This is a genomic window from Verrucomicrobiota bacterium (genome assembly GCA_039192515.1).
GTDB lineage: Bacteria > Verrucomicrobiota > Verrucomicrobiia > Methylacidiphilales > JBCCWR01 > JBCCWR01.
Map to the genome: position 1 here is coordinate 1 of JBCCXA010000010.1, position 19,526 is coordinate 19,526.

16 protein-coding genes and 1 rRNA gene are annotated in these 19,526 nt (G+C 42.0%); 9 read left to right on the forward strand and 8 right to left on the reverse strand.

What is annotated here, in order from left to right:
• Positions 1-876, reverse strand: a 16S ribosomal RNA gene (locus tag AAGA18_05965); the annotation flags it as partial.
• Between the two features lie 1,312 nt (positions 877-2,188).
• Here AAGA18_05965 and AAGA18_05970 point away from each other — a divergent pair.
• The gene (locus AAGA18_05970) at positions 2,189-3,130 is read left to right on the forward strand and encodes a glucosaminidase domain-containing protein (protein MEM9444883.1); all 942 of its coding nucleotides are present in this window, start codon (positions 2,189-2,191) and stop codon (positions 3,128-3,130) included.
• 30 nt (positions 3,131-3,160) lie between these two features.
• Here the strand turns inward: AAGA18_05970 and AAGA18_05975 are convergent, their stop codons facing one another.
• Positions 3,161-4,834, reverse strand: a complete 1,674-nt coding sequence (locus AAGA18_05975) for a Na+/H+ antiporter NhaC family protein (protein MEM9444884.1) — start codon at positions 4,832-4,834, stop codon at positions 3,161-3,163.
• 78 nt (positions 4,835-4,912) lie between these two features.
• Between AAGA18_05975 and dcd the strand changes: the two genes are divergently transcribed.
• The 4 genes from dcd to AAGA18_05995 all read left to right on the forward strand — a co-directional run bounded on the left by dcd (position 4,913) and on the right by AAGA18_05995 (position 9,332).
• The gene (dcd, locus tag AAGA18_05980) at positions 4,913-5,494 is read left to right on the forward strand and encodes a dCTP deaminase (GenBank protein MEM9444885.1); all 582 of its coding nucleotides are present in this window, start codon (positions 4,913-4,915) and stop codon (positions 5,492-5,494) included.
• A 46-nt stretch (positions 5,495-5,540) separates the two neighbouring features.
• Entirely contained in the window at positions 5,541-6,653 is a 1,113-nt protein-coding gene (alr, locus tag AAGA18_05985) for an alanine racemase (GenBank protein MEM9444886.1), read from the forward strand.
• Between the two features lie 140 nt (positions 6,654-6,793).
• A complete protein-coding gene (locus tag AAGA18_05990; protein MEM9444887.1) occupies positions 6,794-7,243 on the forward strand; it encodes a phage holin family protein in 450 nt (149 codons plus the stop codon).
• Positions 7,244-7,913: 670 nt separating this feature from the next.
• Entirely contained in the window at positions 7,914-9,332 is a 1,419-nt protein-coding gene (locus tag AAGA18_05995; protein ID MEM9444888.1) for an alkaline phosphatase D family protein, read from the forward strand.
• Positions 9,333-9,590: 258 nt separating this feature from the next.
• On the opposite strand, the gene AAGA18_06000 is transcribed toward AAGA18_05995, so the two are convergent.
• Entirely contained in the window at positions 9,591-10,187 is a 597-nt protein-coding gene (locus AAGA18_06000; GenBank protein ID MEM9444889.1) for a TIGR04282 family arsenosugar biosynthesis glycosyltransferase, read from the reverse strand.
• Positions 10,188-10,191: 4 nt separating this feature from the next.
• Positions 10,192-12,177: a glycosyltransferase family 2 protein gene (locus AAGA18_06005; GenBank protein ID MEM9444890.1), complete on the reverse strand. Its 1,986-nt coding sequence runs from the start codon at positions 12,175-12,177 to the stop codon at positions 10,192-10,194.
• A gap of 177 nt (positions 12,178-12,354) precedes the next feature.
• Here AAGA18_06005 and AAGA18_06010 point away from each other — a divergent pair, with 177 nt between their 5' ends.
• Positions 12,355-12,960 carry a nitroreductase family protein gene (locus AAGA18_06010; GenBank protein MEM9444891.1) on the forward strand — a complete coding sequence of 202 codons (606 nt, stop codon included), beginning with the start codon at positions 12,355-12,357 and terminating at the stop codon, positions 12,958-12,960.
• Positions 12,961-13,024: 64 nt separating this feature from the next.
• Here the strand turns inward: AAGA18_06010 and AAGA18_06015 are convergent, their stop codons facing one another.
• Together AAGA18_06015 and AAGA18_06020 are read right to left on the reverse strand one after the other, a co-directional pair.
• Positions 13,025-13,615 (reverse strand): peroxiredoxin, encoded by a 591-nt coding sequence (locus tag AAGA18_06015; GenBank protein ID MEM9444892.1) that lies wholly within the window; start codon positions 13,613-13,615, stop codon positions 13,025-13,027.
• Between the two features lie 83 nt (positions 13,616-13,698).
• The gene (locus tag AAGA18_06020; GenBank protein ID MEM9444893.1) at positions 13,699-15,132 is read right to left on the reverse strand and encodes an adenylate kinase; all 1,434 of its coding nucleotides are present in this window, start codon (positions 15,130-15,132) and stop codon (positions 13,699-13,701) included.
• A gap of 229 nt (positions 15,133-15,361) precedes the next feature.
• Here AAGA18_06020 and AAGA18_06025 point away from each other — a divergent pair, with 229 nt between their 5' ends.
• Positions 15,362-16,144, forward strand: a complete 783-nt coding sequence (locus AAGA18_06025) for a helix-turn-helix domain-containing protein (GenBank protein ID MEM9444894.1) — start codon at positions 15,362-15,364, stop codon at positions 16,142-16,144.
• A 5-nt stretch (positions 16,145-16,149) separates the two neighbouring features.
• Here the strand turns inward: AAGA18_06025 and AAGA18_06030 are convergent, their stop codons facing one another.
• Entirely contained in the window at positions 16,150-17,034 is an 885-nt protein-coding gene (locus AAGA18_06030) for a serine/threonine-protein kinase (GenBank protein MEM9444895.1), read from the reverse strand.
• Positions 17,035-17,202: 168 nt separating this feature from the next.
• Here AAGA18_06030 and AAGA18_06035 point away from each other — a divergent pair, with 168 nt between their 5' ends.
• The gene (locus AAGA18_06035; GenBank protein MEM9444896.1) at positions 17,203-17,490 is read left to right on the forward strand and encodes a hypothetical protein; all 288 of its coding nucleotides are present in this window, start codon (positions 17,203-17,205) and stop codon (positions 17,488-17,490) included.
• 85 nt (positions 17,491-17,575) lie between these two features.
• On the opposite strand, the gene AAGA18_06040 is transcribed toward AAGA18_06035, so the two are convergent.
• Positions 17,576-18,703, reverse strand: a complete 1,128-nt coding sequence (locus AAGA18_06040) for a carbohydrate kinase family protein (protein ID MEM9444897.1) — start codon at positions 18,701-18,703, stop codon at positions 17,576-17,578.
• Positions 18,704-18,949: 246 nt separating this feature from the next.
• Between AAGA18_06040 and AAGA18_06045 the strand changes: the two genes are divergently transcribed.
• The gene (locus tag AAGA18_06045) at positions 18,950-19,489 is read left to right on the forward strand and encodes a ribonuclease H-like domain-containing protein (protein MEM9444898.1); all 540 of its coding nucleotides are present in this window, start codon (positions 18,950-18,952) and stop codon (positions 19,487-19,489) included.
• The last annotated feature ends 37 nt before the right edge of the window (positions 19,490-19,526 follow it).

Genomic DNA, 19,526 nt, shown 5'->3' on the forward strand with positions numbered 1-19,526 from the left:
GCGGTGCATTTAGTCCGTTAGGTGCGGCACTGAAGGGGTCGAATCCCCCAGCACCTAATGCACAACGTTTACTGCCAGGACTACCGGGGTATCTAATCCCGTTCGCTCCCCTGGCCTTCGTGCCTCAGAGTCAGGTGTCTTCTAGTAAGCTGCCTTCGCCATTGGTGTTCCTCTTGATATCTACGCATTTCACCGCTACACCAAGAATTCCGCTTACCTCTCCGACCCTCTAGCCAAATAGTATCGGATGCAGTTTCACTGTTGAGCAGTGAGATTTCACATCTGACTTACCTAGCCTCCTACGCACCCTTTACGCCCAGTAAATCCGAACAACGCTTGGAACCTCTGTATTACCGCGGCTGCTGGCACAGAGTTAGCCGTTCCTTCCTCTCCATATACCATCAAACTTAGGCGGGTATTAACCTCTAAGCCTTGTTCTATGGTGACAGGAGTTTACGACCCGAGGGCCTTCATCCTCCACGCGGCGTCGCACCATCAGGGTTTCCCCCATTGTGAATGATTCTCGACTGCTGCCACCCGTAGGTGTCTGGACCGTGTCTCAGTTCCAGTGTGACTGATCATCCTCTAAGATCAGTTACCCGTCGTAGCCTTGGTGAGCTCTTACCTCACCAACAAGCTGATAGGGCGCGGGCCCGTCCAAAAGCGAAAGCAAAAGCCTTCTTTGGTCTTGCGACCACATGCGGTATTAATTCGCCTTTCAGCGAGCTATCCCCCACTTTTGGGTTGGTTCCCACGTGTTACGCACCCGTCTGCCACTCTCATTTCAAAAGCAAGCTTCTGAAAATCCCGTTCGACTTGCATGTCTTATCCACGCCGCCAGCGTTCGTTCTGAGCCAGAATCAAACTCTCCGTTAAATGTAAAGTTTGTGTCTCAAGGGCTATCCTTGAAACGCTCTGACTTGTTAGGTCAAAGTAAAATTGATTTTTAAAACTCGTTCTCAATGACAAGGAGTCATCGATACGTTCCACACAATTCAACCTTTTATGCTGTACTTATGTCTCTCACTTAGTCATCATGGCTCTAAGTGAGTTAAAAAGTTCAATGAACATTTGCTTGTTTATCCAGGCTTTTGACCTGATGAACCTTTTTTCATAGGGCTCATTAGCAACCCCTTATCTCGAAGGGGACGTAAAGAATATTGAAATTCGAACTTTGGTCAATAGGAATTTAAATTTTTTTTATTTTTTCTCTAAGCCTAGTCCAACACTTGTCAATAAGCATGCCAAAGAGATTTATTAAATCCATAAGCCCTCACATTGATTTACTTTTTTGTTTTATCCATCTGCATAGCTACGGAGACCTAGATGAGTCTTAAAGAAAGAACTAGTACTCAATGAATTGAAGGGGTCTGTCTACAAGGTGCAAGACTGAAAATCCTTTATCTCATTTTGACGCGTTTGAAGTAATAGGAGTTGAATGAGTTGTGCATGAACTCGACCTAAAAGAAAGTGAGGAGGAGGTCAAAATGTCTCCATGACTGCTCGAAGGGGCAAACAAAGACGAAGCCATAAAGTACCGCAGAGCCAAAATCCAGGCATAGGACATCGATCCCGAAAGGAGCCCCCATTTAATTAACGCTCGCTTTTTAGAAGCCAAGATCCGTGCAGATGTTTAGATCTATTATTCCATCATGTGATTTCAATCTGTAATATGGAAGCGATTAGAGTCATAGTGGTTCTACATCAAACCTGCCTATGCACTGGCTAGCCCAATCGACAGCGATTGTATTTGAGCTCTGAAATCACTCACTAAAATCCTTTGGAATCTGATAAAAATAAATCTTGAATTTATTCTAAATATGAATATTATAAATATTATGGATTATGGCGCTCATTGTCTACATATTATAAATAAAATAGATAGTCTAAGACTTGAGGCGCGCGACGATACTTGCTCTTTTGATAATTGTATTCTAACTTAGGAAAAGGTAATGGAATTCTGTTGTCGCATTTCATTTAATTCAATAAAAGAAAAGTCGAGATATTAACTTGGATTGATATAAAAGAATCAATTTCCTTAAGAAGGAAAAGAGGGTACAAACTTAAAATAAAATTGGAACATTAGTTTTAATTTTCAAACATTAACTTGACGCGTTAGCATTTTTAATTATCTTAAACGACTTTTTCCGACAGTCGGTTGGCTAAGGGAAAGTATAGGAGGCAAAGGATGATGAGAAAAAGACATAGTGGGACAGTGGATTTAACCCCGGCCTTAGCAGTCAAGCTCTTCCATAAAGAACAACCCAGGAGACTAGGCTTATGGGGCACATTGATCGCGTCTAACCTAGTGCTTATGGCCCTTGTTTTAGTACTGGGAGGTGTAGTATGGGGAAGCACCAAGCTCGGTATTATTATTACTGAGCGCTATGAGGCTGAACAAGCTAAGCTAACAAAAAAAGTTGAAGCCAGTAAAGCGCAGCTAGCTGCACAGCAGCAAGCTTACGAAGAGCAAGTAGAACGCCTTAATACTGAAATCTCTCGCATGGTCAGTTTACATACAGGGACCCCTGCGGATGTTGTTGAACTGGCATCAATCATTGAGTCAGTTTTAAGTTCTGCTAAGGGCAAGGAACGCGAATTTCTAAGGTTAGCTATGCCGGCGGCTATTCACATTCAAGTCCGTAATAAGATTCCAGCATCTGCTTTCCTGGCCATGGCTATCTTGGAAAGTCGATATGGGCAAAGTCAACTGGCACTTGAGGCGAATAATTATTTTGGAATCAAAGCTTTCAATGACTGGAAGGGAGATAAGATTCAAAAAATGACTAAAGATTTAGGAGTTCCAACATTAGCCTACTTCCGTTCGTACGACTCTATACTTGACGGTTTTCAAGGATTTGCAGATTTCTTAACCAAGAGAAATCGTTACGAAAAAGCTTTTAACTATACTTCTTCAGGTGAGCTATTCGTTCAAGAGGTCCTAAAGGCGGGCTATTGCCCGGACAGCGATTACCTCGCAAAAATTAAAACAATCATGTCACGCCACAATTTGCAAGAGTTAGAAAATATTTTACAAGACGGGGAAGGTACTCCTTATCACCAGTCGTGGAGTAATGTCAATCATCTCTATTCTTCCAGCAACAAGACGGCTCAGACTGAGGTGAATTGATCTCATATAACTCTATTTATTAGCAAATCTCTAAGACGCTTCAGAATTCGCTTTCTGGGTGAAGAAATAAGTTTTAGCGCAGACAGTAACTAAAACAGCTGCTATACAACCCCAAAAACACCAGCTCCCCAATCCTAAACCTGATGGAATAAAACCCAATAAAAGGGAAAATCCGGCAGCTATTAGTGCAAATGGTAATTGCGTTCTTACATGCTCTAGAGTTTCAGATCCGGTTGCCATAGCAGAAACAATGGTGGTATCACTGAGTGGAGAGCAATGATCCCCAAAGACAGCTCCACTGAAAACAGCAGCCACTATAGTTGCGCTAAAATCTTCTCCATACTGCAAAGGCGCTCCCAGAACCACGGATAAAGCCAAAGGCATGACTAAGCCCATTGTCCCCCAAGAAGTGCCCGTTAAAAATGCTATTAAAGAACTCCCCAAAAAAACAAGTGATGGGTATAGCCAAAAAGGCACTTTAGCCCCTATCAATTGACTTAACAACTCGGCAGCACCAAGCGCCTTTAATCCTTCGCTCAAACACCAAGCCCCTAATAAGATAAAAACCGGCCTCAGCAGGCTGAGCATACCTCTTTTTAAGGCGTAGGAAGTCGTCAAAGGATCTGTCCAGCCGCCATTTAGCACCCAAGCCAAAGCTGTTGCAAAGAAAGCAGAGAGAACCAATACTTTCGCAGTTTCAGCCTTTCCTAAGGCCTCAGCTAAAGATACAGGCTGGAGCGAGCCTGTTTCTGAAGCACCACTGTAGTAAAGACCTCCTAAAATACTGATCCATAGGAAAACAACTGGAATGAATACACCAACAACGCCTCCCGTTTTCAACTTACCTTGACCTTTCTCTCGTTTTTTGGTGGCTGAGACCGTTTTTGAATTTTGGGCCTGATTGCCCAGAGAATAAGATGCTTCTTTAAATGGCCAGAACCTCAAAGTAACAACTCCTAATAATAGTATAAGACTAGCCCAACAGTAGAAGTTACTTGGTATCGACGCTAAAAAAACTTCGTAAGCATTCACCTCAAGCCCAGCTTGCTCGTAACCTGCACGTATCATGGAAAGCTGATATGCTATCCAAGTAGATACAAAGGCCAAACATGCTAAAGGCGAGCTGGTTGTGTCGACAATGTAGGCCATTTTTGCTGGAGAGATGCGACAATTATCTGCCAAAGGCTTGACAAGCCTACCCACAAACATGGCATTAGCCAACCCATCAAAAAAACAGAGAAAGCCTAACCCGACACTCCCAAATTCTACCCCACGCTTTTTATCTTCAAACCGCCTTAGAAATGAATTTATGAAATTTTCAAGCCCTCTACCATATTCAATTAGAGCAACAAACCCTCCCATGAGTAAGGTAAAGATGATAACTTGTAGATTCCAAGCATTAGTCAAAGAAGGTAGCAAGAGATTATCTAGGAAAAAACCTGGAGCGGCTAACCAATTACCTTGCAAATAAACTAGAGCCGCCCCAAACGCTGCCAGCCACAAACTTACAACCACGTCCCGAGTCAAAATAATCAAAATAAGTCCCATCAATGGAGGCCAAAGACAAAACCAAGAATGATTTAGTAGGCCCAGCACAAGTGATATAACCAACAAAAATACTGCTGCCGGTATAACAAAATAATTTATTTTTACCCTAGTTTTTTTGTTCTTTGCACAAGTCACAAGCCACATCTCATTGTTCATTCATATTTTATCCGTAATCAAATACCTTTTACAGACAGGATTTACATTCTGCCACGAAAAGCTTAGCTTTTAATCTGCATGATTCTCAATGACATTCAGATTAAAGATTTAGCCAAGAAAGGCATGATCAAACCTTTTGAATCTTCTCTTATTCGAAGAGCCAGGAGACTGCCTCGACTCTCTTATGGTCTGTCGAGTTACGGATATGACTTACGCCTTTCTCCAAAGGAATTTAAGATTTTTCGCCATGTGCCTGGAACTGTGGTAGACCCCAAGAATTTTCATGCTGAAAATTTAGAAAAGGCTGAATTAACTAAGGATAAGTCGGGTGAATTTTTCATACTACCCGGCCGATCTTATGGCCTTGGAGTGGCTATTGAAGCTCTCCATATGCCCGTAAATGTCTCTGGCATCTGTGTCGGCAAGAGCACCTATGCCAGATGTGGTATTATCGCAAACCTCACTCCTGCTGAGGCGGGATGGCAGGGGCATTTAACTTTAGAATTTTCAAACTCCTCCGCCGCTGATTGTCGAATCTATGCTAATGAAGGGGTGGTTCAAATGATCTTTTTCCAAGGAGAACCATGTGCCACCTCTTACAACACCCGTAAAGGAAAATATCACAATCAGATACACCAGATCACTTTACCAAGAGCCTGAAAACACCTTAGTGAATAGGCTGACTACCTCCAAATAAATTTAGATCATGGACACTACCTCTCTCCGCTCATGGTGTGAAATTGATCTAAGTGCTTTTGAGCACAACTTGCGAACCATTCGCGAGGTTATTGGGAACCATCCCGAAATCATGGCTATTGTCAAGGCTGACGCCTATGGTCACGGATTAAAAAAAGTGGTTCTAAAACTCAAAAAAGCCGATTGCCAAATGATAGGCGTAGCTTCTCTATCTGAAGCAAATGAAGTTCGAAAGTATGGTTGTAAATTACCTATCTTGTTACTCAGTGCAGCTTTAAGGACTGAATACGCTGGAGCTATTCGGGCAGGCTTTCTTCTAACGCTATCATCTATAGCTGAAGCCAGAGAATTGAACAGAGAAGCCGTCCGGATTAAGCGCAAAGCACATATTCACTTAAAAGTAGATACTGGCATGGGTCGGCTTGGCGTCTCTCCTGCGGACGCACTACCCCTTAAGCACTTTATAGAAACCTCACCGAACCTAGCCCTTGAAGGTATCTACTCTCATTTTGCCAGCGCAGATACAGACAATGACCTGACAAAAAAACAATGGTCTCTATTTCAATCCTTTTCTGAATCAAGCCTAAAGAAGCACTTTGCAAATAGTGCCGCTCTGCTCAACTGCTCGGACAGCCATCTAGACCTCGTCCGGCCTGGGTTAGCTTTCTACGGAATAAGCTCCATTGGAAATTTCCAGAAAAAGCTAATACCCGCCTTATCATGGAAAAGCCGCATCACTTTAGTTAAAAATTTTGCCAAGGGAAAAACGATTAGTTATGGCGCCACCTATAAAACACCACGCCAAATGAAGATTGCCATTATCTCGGTAGGCTATGGAGATGGATACCTTCGGTATTTATCAAATCGAGGTCAAGTGCTTGTCAACGGCACGCGATGCCCGATCTTAGGTCGTGTGACCATGGACCAAATCATGGTAGATGTCACTAAAGCGCCCGAAGTTGACAATGGAACTGAAGTCACCTTAATCGGTCAAGACCGTCAAGAAAAAATTCTGGCGAGCCATATGGCCACATGGGCTAAAACTATTCCTTACGAAATCTGGACACACATCACCCCCCGCGTTCCTAGAATTTACAGAACAAGATCAATACGATTTTCATGACTATCAAAATGCATCCCGTAACTCTTCTAAACTTCTGACCCTCTTTTTTGTCTTCAGCTCTGACAGAACTGTGCAGCTATTTGCAGCCTCTGGATGCGAAAAATTTGCATACTCCACTATTTTATGGAAGAATTATCTTGATGTATTTAGCTATTATCCGTTGGGCATTTCTATCATTAGCTGTTCTGATATCCTCGTTAATCATCCCTGGGATAGATGGAACATTGGCGGGAATCCTTGTAGCAGCTCTGATGCTGGGAATTCTTAATGTATTTATAAAGCCCATTCTCACCTTCATCTCTTTACCTTTTATTATCTTAACTCTTGGGATTTTTATTTTGATCATTAACGCATTCTTGCTATTGCTTACTTCTTGGATTGTTCCAGAATTTCATGTAGCTGGCTTTTGGTCTGCGATAGGCGGAAGCCTATTGATAAGCTTAGTTGGGATGTTTTTCAATCCCGACAAAAGCAAAAGCAGACAAAAACGTAAAGCTAGAGTAACAAGAAGAGTTGTTATCAATAAGCAAGCTCCAAAAGAACAACCATCTGATGTCCCTCCCGGCAAAGGACCTGTTATTGATATTTAGATGATATATTCTAGCTTCCCCATACGAGCAAGGGGCCAATCTTAGAACTCGTAGTAACGCTCATCAATAGATCAATAAGCTTTTCGTAACCGCTATCTGCATTCCGACAATATTAACTAATTACATGCCACCATTATTATCTTGTAGCTCAAACTTGTGACCTGTCATTAAGTGTAAGAAACTAAATGAGATAGGTAAAAACTTGAGCTACAAGATAAGTAAAGCTGGCGAATATATGTCAATTACCCCATCTAAACATAGCTCTTAAGAGCAAGTGAGGACGAAGCCATCAAAATGCACGAGGCATCAACCCGGATAGGGTAGGCACAAGATGCTTAAAAGATGATATTGCAAACAGACTTTATTTTTTTAGGGAGGAAGTTACGCGTAATTTTTTTATCAATCTAATTTATAATGCAGGTTTAGGAACGTCATCCTCTTTGCAATAAAGAACCTGTTAGCAACTGATGTTAGACAATCGGCTTATAAGATAGACTCGAGAGCCTCTAGGAGTTTTGGCCCGACTGTTGGCTCATCCTTGATTTCGAAAAATTGGGAACTTCTATAAAATTCTTTTTTCATGTTTTCATAACTAATTATCACTTATTTTTACTTTTAGGCATTCTGATAACATGTAACCTAGACAATGATGAAGTTGTTATTGCATACCATGATAGCACTTACCTATTCCATAAGCCTAGCTGCAGATTCTTCAGTCTACATGGCAAACGGAATAAAGATCGGTGAAGTAGACTCTGATTCAGCTATTATCTGGACTAGATTGACGAAATACCCCGAACGCAAGCTAACCGGTTATCAATTTAAAAATATTGGTAAAATTAGCAACAAACAAAAATCAGATGTGAAGTTTGACGGAATGAATCAAATGCCAGAAGGCCTAACACTTGGAGATATGGAAGATTCCGTTCTGGGCGCTACTGGTGAAGTTCGTGTCATCTACTGGCCAGAAAGCAGCCAAAAGGCTAAGAAGGAAACAAAGTGGACTGCTGTAGAGACTGATAACGATTTCACTTACCACTTTAAACTAAGTGGCTTAGAAGCTTGGACTCGCTATCAGCTTTCAGTGGAAGGACGCGCATCAGCAGGAGACCCAACAACAATTGCCCTAAAGGGATCTTTTACGACCGCCCCGATTCCTAACCAAGAAGCCAACATCACACTGACTGTCGTTACTTGCGGAGACCACGCCAGAAGAGACGATCTTGAAAAGGGACACATGATCTACAAAACCATTAAGGATCAAATTAAGCCACACTTTTTAGTGCACACTGGAGACATCGAGTACTATGATAGACCAGCTCCTTGGGCGCCTAGCGTTTCACTTGCACGCTATAAAATGAACCGCCTATATGCCATGCCATTTACACGCGACCTCCACAAGGTAACCGCAAGTTACTTTCAGAAGGACGATCATGATATTACGAAGAACGATGGAGCTCCAGGCACTAACTTTGGCGCACTCACCTGGGAAAAAGGGCTGAAAGTATATTACGAGCAGTTCCCTGTAGGAGATAAACCGTACCGCACCATTCGCTGGGGAAAGGATTTGCAAATCTGGCTAGTCGAAATTCGTGAATATCGCTCACAAAATACAGAGCCGGATGGGCCTGAAAAAACGCTCTACGGAAAAGCACAAAAACAGTGGCTAATAGATACCATCAACAAGTCTGATGCTTCATATAAACTACTCATTAGCCCCACTCCAATTGTTGGTCCAGACAGAGAAGCCAAAAAAGACAATCATTCAAATCAGGCTTTCAAGCATGAAGGAGACGAAATACGTCGATTTGTGGCAAGTCACGACAACTTATTTATCATTAATGGAGACCGTCACTGGCAGTATTATTCGGTAGATGAGGAAACGGGTGCGCGAGAATTCTCTTGCGGGCCCCATAGTAACACACATGCTGGGGGCTTTAAGCAGAAGTTCAAAACCTCGGAACATAAGTTCTTAAGAGTGGATGGAGGTTTTTTATCTGTCAACGTTTCTCGCCAAAACAACAGCCCTCGTATCACTTTTCGACACCATAATGTGTATGGTGACGTTATGAATGAGGAAATTTTCTAAGGCTAAGTTTACTCTCATTATCGATCACTTGAACTATTTTTGCTGGAATAGTTTCTGAATAATAAACATGCTTTATCCTAATTATCTAAGCCCAAATAGGTAGTGGTTGGATACTCACTATCAAGTGTAATAGTCAACTCGTTCTTCTCTCCTGCATTTCCTATTATTATTTATCTATACTTCCTTTGAAAATCAGCTCGATTAGTGATGGCAGGCACTAAAAATCTCGTAGCTCCGTTCTACAGTATCAGCACATTCTTAGAACTTTAAGCAATTAGTGGCTCTTTCCCAAGAAGCCAAATCATCAACATCCTCAGCGATACCGAGAATCTTTACACTTAAATTTGATTCATCAATAAGGCCTATGGTTTGATCAAATACCCTTTTTGTTCCCCATTCTATTTGATTAAAAATCTCCGGTAGATTATGCCTAACACCTATTAAATAATAGCCACCATCTTTAGCTGGGCCTATAACTATATCATGATACACAAGCTCTTGTTCAACAAAATCAAGAACCCCTTCATCAATATAAGGACAATCACCTCCTAAAAAAAGTACTGGGAAATGATTTTTATTAAACAATTTTTGCATGATTGATCTCAACCGATCTCCTAAATCCCCCTCGGCCTGCATCTCATAATGATACTCATCACCTAGCCATTCTCTCATCTCTCCATAAGCATCAAAAGGTGTATAACAGATAACTATCTCAAATTTTTTATTCAACTGCTTGAGCTGATGCTCTACTAATCGCCTATAGATGAACAAAGCTTCAATCTCACCAACTTCCTGTGCCAGCCGGGTCTTCACAAACCCGGGTCTTGGCGCTTTGAGCATTAACACTATTCTCATGACTCTAGATTTTACTACTAAAATTGAGACGACTCCAAATAAAGCCCAAGACAAACGGCGCCCATAGGAAAACTCTTTCCCATGGTTCCAGTAACCACTCTTGTAACTCAATGGATTGGCGGTGCTGCAAAAAGAAGTAAACAAAGACACTTAAACTAACCAAACGCACACCAAGGTTTCTCGAGTAAACTGCAAAAGGAATCATCCAGGTAAAATACCATGCATGAATCAGTGGCGAAAAAATCAGAAGAAGAAAAAACCAGCTCTCGGTAAAACGACCATAATCCTTTTCTCGAAGCATAATCCAAACACCTGCTAAGCATAATGGAGCAATAAACAATTCATTTTTCCAGATAGACTCCTTCCAAAGCAATCCAAGGAAATAGGGAATAAACTCAGCACTCCTGGCATACTTGGCAAAATCCACAGGTATCAAAGTGAAAGGATCGTGCCCCCAACAAACAATAGTCCAGGAAAGCAGAAATGGTATCATAGATACAACAGCAAGTCTTACAGATCTTTTCCAGCCGCATTCCATTAAGCTGCGCCAGCCCACGAAAGCTAAAACGGGAAGCGTAATCCATTTAATTGCTACACTGGCTCCAAGCCATAGAACCGCCTTCTCCCATCTCCAAAAATCTTTTTTATTTTCATAAATCAACCAAGCAACGACCAGACATATAACAAATAAACTATCGTAGTGCCCTCCTCCGGCAAACATCGTGATGGGCAGTGGGTTCCAGGCGTAAAACATAGCTGAACTCAAACCAAATCGCTTTGCAAGAACTGCGCATATCCATATATCTGCTATGGCAACAGCAAGCTTAAAGCAAAACACAGTCGATGAAATCATAGCTAGTCCTTTAAAAATAAGTTGTGAAAGAGGGGGGTAAATAGCTGTCGTTTCACGATTATTTATCTTACCCCACCATTCCGTGTGATACTGCTCTAAGAGTGGATCAGAGGGAGCTAATTCATAAGGATTAATACCCTTATGCTGCATCATCCCTTCCCAAATATACCTCCAAATATCATCGCCAGGATACATCCATAACAAAGCGATGCGCGGCCCAAGAACAACAAGCCAAAACAACCACCATTTAACATGCCTTAACCCCCAACTGATAACAAAGCCTAAACCCATGATCGCCGCACCCTTTAGAAATTCAGGCACTGCTGCAAGAAAACGAAAATCGCCTACTGGCAAAATAACGGCACTACCCCAAGCATAGCAGAAAAGCACCAATATTGTTAGTATTGCTTGAAGCCATGGTCTGCCTATTATCTGAGAAATATCTTGAATGATCAGCTTCCCCAGTGTTCCTAGAATGATTGATCCCGCAAGAAAACTACCTTTAATAGTGCCTGCTATTTTTGATTTACCCCCTTTTCTATGAAAGTAGGCAACATCGACTTCCTGAGTAAGGATCTTTTTACTAGCCGCCTTGGCTTGCATTTCTACCGTCCATCCGAAGGCACGATCTTCCATCTTTAGCGCATCTAAAGTTTCTCTTTTGATTAATCTTAGCGGCCCAAGATCATGAAACTTCTTACCCCAGGCTAAACACATAATATTTCCGGCTAACCAACTTCCAAAACGTTGAACCGGTGTCATTACGGAGCGCCCCTCATCAGATGCTAGTCTATTTCCTAAAACAAAATCATATTGTTGCGCCTCATCAAAGAACTTTGCTAATGCCCCAAGATCATCACTACCATCACCGTCACAGAACAAGATCCATTCGATTTGCTCTGGCAAATCCTTCATGCCACTCCAGCAAGCTTGTCCATAGCCCATCTTCGACTCATGAATAACCTCTGCACCAGCCTCCTTAGAGATACAGTCCGTTTCATCAATACTGCCATTATCTACGACACGTATGTAACTTAACCCCAACGAATGCAAATTCTTAATGACATCAGCAATCGTCTCCCGTTCATTCAAGGCGGGAATAATCACCTGCACACGCTTTAAGTCTATACCACTCATTAGGTTGATTTCTTATCGGCTAAACTCATGAGATGCCTATGAAGCGCATTTGTTCCATTGACCTTCAAATGTAGGCAGTAAACTTAGCCAACGCACACTCGATTTGACACATCTATACTCTGTTGTAAATAAGTATTGGCAAAGAACTAGATCTTTGCTCAAAACAAGATCATCATTATGAATGTAAAAGAAGCAATTGAAACACGACGTGCTGTAAAGCACTATGACCCTGAATATATCATGTCTGAGGAGGATTTAGCTGAGTTGGTGCGCCTAACCAAATTGGCACCCTCCTCATTCAATATCCAAAACTATAGGTTTTTAATCATCCGAGACCCTGAAACGCGCAAAGAGATTCGTGAAGTTGCATGGGACCAGGCTCAAGTGACCGATGCCAGCGTTCTGTTTTTAATGTGTGCAGACTTGTCAGCTCACGAAGCCGAACCCGCTAAGTATTGGGGGCATGCACCTAAAGAAGTCCAAGACATACTTGGGCCGATGATAAAACCATTTTATGATGGTAAAAGTGAATTAATCCGTGACGAAGCCAACCGCTCTGCAGCTCTAGCTGGTATGACTCTTATGCTCGCAGCTCGCGAACTCGGTTATGACTCCTGCCCCATGGTTGGGTTTGATTTTGAGAAGGTTGCAAAAATCGTTAACCTTCCTAGTAACTTTATTATTAGTTTCATGGTCGTGGTTGGAAAAAGCACCAAACCCGCCTGGGACAGGGGAGAACGACTTCCCGATACAGAAATTGTTATCTATGATAAATTCAAGTAACCCGATATTTTAATAAGGCGAGCTAAGACTCGCCTTATTGATGTTCTTTATTTGGATATTCATTTTAATCTAAGTTTGAAAGATAATCCTTAACACCATCAGCTGTCGGCTTCATGGCGGCATCACCTTTTTCCCAATTGGCTGGACATACTTCACCATTCTCTTCGACATATTGCAGAGCATCCACCAAACGGAGCATTTCGTCTACATTACGTCCAAGAGGAAGATTATTAATCATCTGATGTTGAACAATACCTTGTTTATCGATCAAAAATGACGCACGTAAAGAAACACCATCAGGATGTTCCACACCGTAGGTAGCCATAATTTCTCGTTTTAAATCTGCCACGATTGGAAATTGCACTGGACCTATTCCACCGCCATTGATTGGTGTGTTCCTCCATGCTATGTGAGTGAATACTGAATCGATTGAAATGCCAATTAATTCAACATTACGCTTTTTGAACTCCTCACAGCGCTTGTCATGCGCAATGATCTCTGTTGGACAAACAAATGTGAAATCTAAAGGCCAAAAAAATAAGGCCACATATTTCCCCCTAAAATCAGAAAGCCTGAAGGAATCATTAATGGTTCCATCAGGCATGACAGCTGACGCGTTAAAATCTGGAGCTTCTTTAGTTACTAAGACACTCATATTTGCATTCCTTTCTTGTTGATCTTATATGAGCCAAGGTGCCACTAATCTAGCCTCACGCAAGTCGAAAGGACTATTTTTCCTTAAATAGCTTTAATTGTTAATGTAACTTCATTTTTTAAGTTTTTCACTGCATCGAATGCCCTTCGCGTTATCTCTTGAACACTCCCTTTTCCATTTATGGACTCCACTAAATGGAGCTTACGAAAGAAATCTACAACCGGTTTGGTCTGGTCGTTGTAGGTCTTGATACGAGCTAGGATTGTCTCTGGCTTGTCATCCAAGCGCTGGTAAAGCTTTCCCTGACATTCATCACAGACTCCTTCCTTTAGAGGAGGACTAAAACTCTTGTGATAAGTCTTTTGACAGACAGAGCATGTTAGGCGGCCAGATAGTCTTCTAATAATTTCCTCCTCACACACATCTATCATGAGCACACCGCTTAGTTCCCTACCTAAATTCTGCATCATAATGAGTAGAGACTGAGCTTGTGGCAAAGTTCTAGGATAACCGTCTAAGATCACTCCATTAGCAGCATCCTTTCTTGAAAGACGCTCAGAGACCATCTCTTCAACGATAGCATCTGGTGCAAGCTGACCACGTTCTATATAGCTTTTTGCCATCTTACCTAGATCAGTTTGATTCGAAAAATGCTCTCGAAATAAGGCACCTGTAGAAATGTGCAAAAGGCGTAGCTGTGTGCTCAAATGTTCAGCCTGGGTGCCCTTGCCTGACCCTGGCCCACCAATCAACACAATATCTTTAGCTCGAGAGTCTTTGCCGAAACTAGCCTGAAGATTTGAGCGTCCTGCTCTCTTCGCGATCATTGTTTTAATAACGAATTTATCCGCTGTTACTCGACCGCCGTTTAGATGTTGATTCAATGAATCTTTTACATTTTCTCTCACGGCATCTATTCCCGCGCCAGCATCCAAGACTAATAACTTTTCTTTATTCACGTATCTTTCTAAAAGCGAGGGAATTAGCCTATAGAAAGTCTTGAGACGCAAACTCATAATTTCTGGGCTATCGTGTTCACGCTCAATCAATACTCCCGGACAGCTATCACAATGCTGTTTCTTTTTGGGTGGATAATAATCACGATGAAAAACTCTATAACACTCTGAGCAAATCATTCGACCTACCACACGATCAATGGCATCGTCGTTCGCAATATCCAAATAAATTACTGCATCAAGCTTGGTTTGAGATTGCATAAATAGCTCACTTAAAAACTCCTCTTGAAAGACATTGCCAGGCAATCCATCAAAAATAATCCCTTTGTCCCGAGGTATTTGATTGTACCAATCTAACATCATAGCTTGTACAACTTCATCAGGAACAAGCTCCCCATTGTCCATGTAGCCTTTGGCTAACTGTCCGAGCTCAGTTTGCCTTGCTAAGTTATCTCGAAACCAGTCTCCCGGCGAAGCATGAACCATGTCTTGACCCTCTGACAGCAACTCTGTCTGGGTGCTTTTTCCTGCGCCTGGTGGACCTAGGATTGCAACTTTCACTATCTTTTCCTTATCTCATTTCTTTGAATCAATCGGAGGAAACATTCATGGTGACGCACAATTCACGCGATAGAAATCTACAAAATGATTGCCTTATGGCTTGCCCCCTTGCTTTAAGATAAAACCGAGGCTACTATGAAGCTATTAAAACTACAAATTTTTATGGTTTTATCCTACCCATAAAATTATAAGAAGTTGCATAATTTTATATCTAGTATAAGATTCTTATATGGTATTTATCAAGGACCCCGAAGAGGTTCACGATCCGGCTCCTGCATTAACTAGAGGCTTGGATATACTTCAAATCTTAGAAGAAGAGGGACCAGCAAGCCTGGAATTCCTCTCTCAACATACTGGCTGGCCAAAGTCCTCAATCGCCCGTTTACTTCAAAGCCTTGAAAACTATGGCGCCATAGTCAGAGACTCTTTTACAAAGTTATACACTACTCAGTTACGACTTATTCCTAGCTCTCCTGAAGAAACGCTCCTTCGAGACCTATGCCGAACAGAACTCCAGGAGCTTTCAGAGGCCATTGATTTGACAGTCGAACTTTATGCATACCAAGATTCAAGAATTATTTTAAAAGAAATCATTGAGCCTGAAGCTCCTGCGCTAAGGCTTACCTTGAAAGTAGGAGATTCACATGATCTCCTACAGTATGGGGCTCTCTCGCTTCAAGTGCTGAGTTTTATCCTGCCCGAAGAAGCCTGGCCTCAAGATAACCTTTGGTATTACCAACAGGGCAAAAAGAAGAAGGTCACAGGCCGTAAGCTAGTCGAATCAATCAATGCCACTCGTCATGATCGAGTTGCGTATGATGAGGAATTCAATGAGTTCGGCATCCGCCGATTTACCGCACCCATTTTCTCTCACGACCAAAGCCTGACTGCTATTTTGAGTATTGCCCAGACCTGGACTCCACTAGCAGATAAGGATATTCACCACCTCGCGCAAGCAGCACAAAACTCGGCGTCACGACTTAGTGATTCATTTTCCAAAAAGGGTTTTTAGAAATATCAGCAGTCATCAACCTCACTCGAAGTCGATTGATCTAATGCTTTCAAAACCTCTTCAACATTCCCTGGACGATTTTGAGGTTGACGCTCGATCATGGCATGCACGGCTTCAATAATGGGTTTTCCTATGTCCGGTCGAAGCACTCCTAGGGATTTTGGAGCACCCTCAAGATGTAGTTGAATGATCCGCTTGATCTCCTCATGACCAAATGCCGATCTACCAGCCAGGGCGTGGTAGAAAACATGACCAAGAGAGTAAATATCTGAATAATATTGCGCACGCTCTCCTGAAATTAATTCTGGAGATACATACTCTGGGGTTCCTAAAATCTCCTTCTTGCCTAACTGAGCAAGCGTTTTAGTTTCATTCTCAAAGCTTGCTAGTCCAAAATCTAGAATCTTGACAGATATTTTACCCAAAGGATCTCTGTCTAACATGATGTTCTCGGGTTTAATATCACAATGTAATATGCTTTGTTTATGAATACTCCCTAAGCCGCTTAGAGCCTGCTTAGCTACTTCAATAAAATCCTCTTGAGTTAAAGGAGCTCTATCTAAAATTCTATCTAGGCCTTGCCCATGAATAAGCTCCATAATATAATAAATCATTGATTTACTTTTATAGCTGTCATAAAGCTCAACCACATTTGGGTGTTTACAAAGACTTAATAGCTCACTTTCGCCCTTACCCAGCTCCTCATTGTGATAAGCTGCTACTGCTTCAGGTGTCAGTCTTTTAATAGCTATAGGCCTTTTATCAACACAGTCCCATCCATGATAGATATTTGCAAGCCCGCCTGCCCCTATCATATCATATTGTTCATATCGGCCCTTCAATACTAAGGTGTCTTGAGGCCTGGAAGAAATTTCAACAACTGAACGCATTTCTTTAATCAAAGTGCATTTTAGCACTCAATGTTCGTAGAGCAACTTAACATATGATCACCTTTATTTATGAGAGAGGCTCTATTTATTTCAAGCAAAGTCTCTAAGTATACAATTTAGCTAATATTTTCTTAGTCTTAATCGAGATTAGATTAGAGGTTGTAGAGTATGGGATTTCCTGTAGATTTTTTTAGCATGTCAGAGGGTTATACAGATGGAATAGAATCCGCAGATGAATTCGATCATTCAGCAAATGCCGAAGTCGTCACTCAAGAAATTATCAAACGCTATAAACCCTCGCCCCTCGGCCAAATAGTGAAAACCGTCGTCGATTGTACGGAAGGCAATTCCCAAAAAGTCATTCGCTATGCAAAAAAGAAGCCCTACCAATCAATCGCTATCGCTGGCTTAACTGGCATCCTTATAGGTGCTATCTGCACGGCCAGAAAACGCTAGCGGTTCAACAACCCTCTTTATCTCTGGGTCAAACACCCCTGCACTATTAGCAAGTATTTCGTATTAAGTCGGCTTAGCCAGAGCCTTAGAGCGTCTGTAGAAACCTTACTAGCTGCTCGCGGTTTGGGCTATTTGCATGTCGCACGTAAAAGCCAGAGTTTGCCACTGCTAGTTGGAGTGCATGACCTAGGCTCAAACCAAGCAACCGACCAATTAGGAAACCTGCATTGAAGTGATCTCCCGCACCAGTGCTAATCTTAGGTTTTGCTGTAAATGGTCCAGCCACAAACGTTTCTCCGTCCGCATCAGCCCCGCAAGCATACTGAACTGGATGGACTACGACCGTATGCAAATTAAGTTTCTCCCTGATCGCACCGGATAGGCCTGTGTATCCCTTGGGTGTCTTGGGAAAATTCTTTAACCGCAGCACCTTAGCCACTTGGAGGGACTCACTTTCATTAAGCCCAAGAATCACATCATGCTTGCCCTGGAAATCCGCAATAATTTTGAGAGCTGCATTGAGATCCGCATCTGTTCGCTTGGCAGGATCCGCCAGATCAAAGAACATCAGTTTTTTCTTATCCTTCTTTGCATTCTTGAACTCAGACTGCAATTTCTTCCAAATTGCCGACATGTGAGGAAGCATGGTCCAGTTCACCATAGCTACAAAATCAGAGTTTAGCCACAGCTTCTTGAAGTTAGCATCGCCCATACGCTTCTTAATGTTATCCCAACTAACTTCACTTACGGTACCATGCTGACCAAACATCAACTTACCATCCTGGAATTCCAAAGCAGAAGTGTAGCCAGGCTCCGCAATCGAGTGAACTTTTGCACGCTTAGCAAATTCCTTAAAGACATAATTAATCTCAGGATAACCGAGCATACCTACATACTCAATAGGGGCACCTAAGGTACTGAGCGCAAACGCCATAATAGGCCCATTACCGCCAATCTTCTCGGTGCTCTCAATAATTTCAAAGTTCGTGCTTTGTCCAGCGGCATCATTAATCTTTTTGGCGAATTTCTTCATAGATGCATACGGCGTGTATTTTGTGATCGTCTGGCGCTGATCAACCACATCGAAGATGGAATCAACAAAGCCGTCGAAACCAACAAGACCTTTATATTTGAGCAATTGTGCTCTTGAACCTATTAAACGCTCGGCAGTCTGACGAGCCAATCTAGAATCTGTAGACATTGGGGTAGGCATAAGCGTGGCAATATAGCAAAGCCATTTCATCTGGCAAGAGTCATTGTCAGAAAAGTTAAAAAACTATCCTTTCTCGAAAAGACGTTCTCTCAGAAAACTTATTATAGCAAGTTGTACTACTAGAGATGCAACTTGTCGGTGAAATCTACCTTACTTGAATTTGATTCAACCAATATGGTACAACTAAACCTATTTTCTGTCTTCTCAGCTTTTCAACCTCCACCTATAACCGTTGCCTTAACTATCATGTCAAAAAATATCGTTTACTTTGATCTAGAAACACAAAAGAGTGCGCAAGAAGTGGGTGGCTGGGGAAACATTGCAGATATGAAAATGTCGATTGGCGTTACCTACAGCACTACAAGACAAACCTATCGTATTTACACGGAAAAAGAAATCCAGGAACTCATTGAGGAATTACAAAGAGCAGATTTAGTTGTTGGCTTCAATGTCATTCGCTTCGATTTTGAAGTACTCAGACCTTACGCCATCTTCGACTTTTCTCAGGTACCAACTCTAGACATGATGGTTAGTTTGGAGAAAATGATCGGCCATCGTCTCAAATTAGACTCAGTCCTTGAAGCAAGTTGCGGTGTTAACAAAACAGCAGTTGGCACCGAAGCCCTGAAATGGTGGAAAGAAGGTAAGATCCGAGAAATAGCTGAGTACTGCTGCTACGATGTTAAAGCAACTAAATGGGTCCATGAATTTGGTGCAATAAATAAAAAAGTGCTGTATGAAAATTCGCGAACCAAGCTGAAGGAATCCATAGCTGTGAACTGGTAGATTCTAACCAGCCATAATTTGAACTTCTCCTGTGGCT

Coding starts and splice junctions, on each gene's coding strand:
- AAGA18_06035 (MEM9444896.1), top strand. CDS start 17,203: ATGGGATTTCCTGTAGATTTTTTTAGCATGTCAGAGGGTTATACAGAT.
- AAGA18_06005 (MEM9444890.1), bottom strand. CDS start 12,177: ATGAGTGGTATAGACTTAAAGCGTGTGCAGGTGATTATTCCCGCCTTG.
- dcd (MEM9444885.1), top strand. CDS start 4,913: ATGATTCTCAATGACATTCAGATTAAAGATTTAGCCAAGAAAGGCATG.
- AAGA18_06030 (MEM9444895.1), bottom strand. CDS start 17,034: ATGCGTTCAGTTGTTGAAATTTCTTCCAGGCCTCAAGACACCTTAGTA.
- AAGA18_05975 (MEM9444884.1), bottom strand. CDS start 4,834: ATGAACAATGAGATGTGGCTTGTGACTTGTGCAAAGAACAAAAAAACT.
- AAGA18_06040 (MEM9444897.1), bottom strand. CDS start 18,703: ATGCCTACCCCAATGTCTACAGATTCTAGATTGGCTCGTCAGACTGCC.
- AAGA18_05990 (MEM9444887.1), top strand. CDS start 6,794: ATGTATTTAGCTATTATCCGTTGGGCATTTCTATCATTAGCTGTTCTG.
- AAGA18_05970 (MEM9444883.1), top strand. CDS start 2,189: ATGATGAGAAAAAGACATAGTGGGACAGTGGATTTAACCCCGGCCTTA.
- alr (MEM9444886.1), top strand. CDS start 5,541: ATGGACACTACCTCTCTCCGCTCATGGTGTGAAATTGATCTAAGTGCT.
- AAGA18_06010 (MEM9444891.1), top strand. CDS start 12,355: ATGAATGTAAAAGAAGCAATTGAAACACGACGTGCTGTAAAGCACTAT.
- AAGA18_06000 (MEM9444889.1), bottom strand. CDS start 10,187: ATGAGAATAGTGTTAATGCTCAAAGCGCCAAGACCCGGGTTTGTGAAG.
- AAGA18_06045 (MEM9444898.1), top strand. CDS start 18,950: ATGTCAAAAAATATCGTTTACTTTGATCTAGAAACACAAAAGAGTGCG.
- AAGA18_05995 (MEM9444888.1), top strand. CDS start 7,914: ATGATAGCACTTACCTATTCCATAAGCCTAGCTGCAGATTCTTCAGTC.
- AAGA18_06025 (MEM9444894.1), top strand. CDS start 15,362: ATGGTATTTATCAAGGACCCCGAAGAGGTTCACGATCCGGCTCCTGCA.
- AAGA18_06015 (MEM9444892.1), bottom strand. CDS start 13,615: ATGAGTGTCTTAGTAACTAAAGAAGCTCCAGATTTTAACGCGTCAGCT.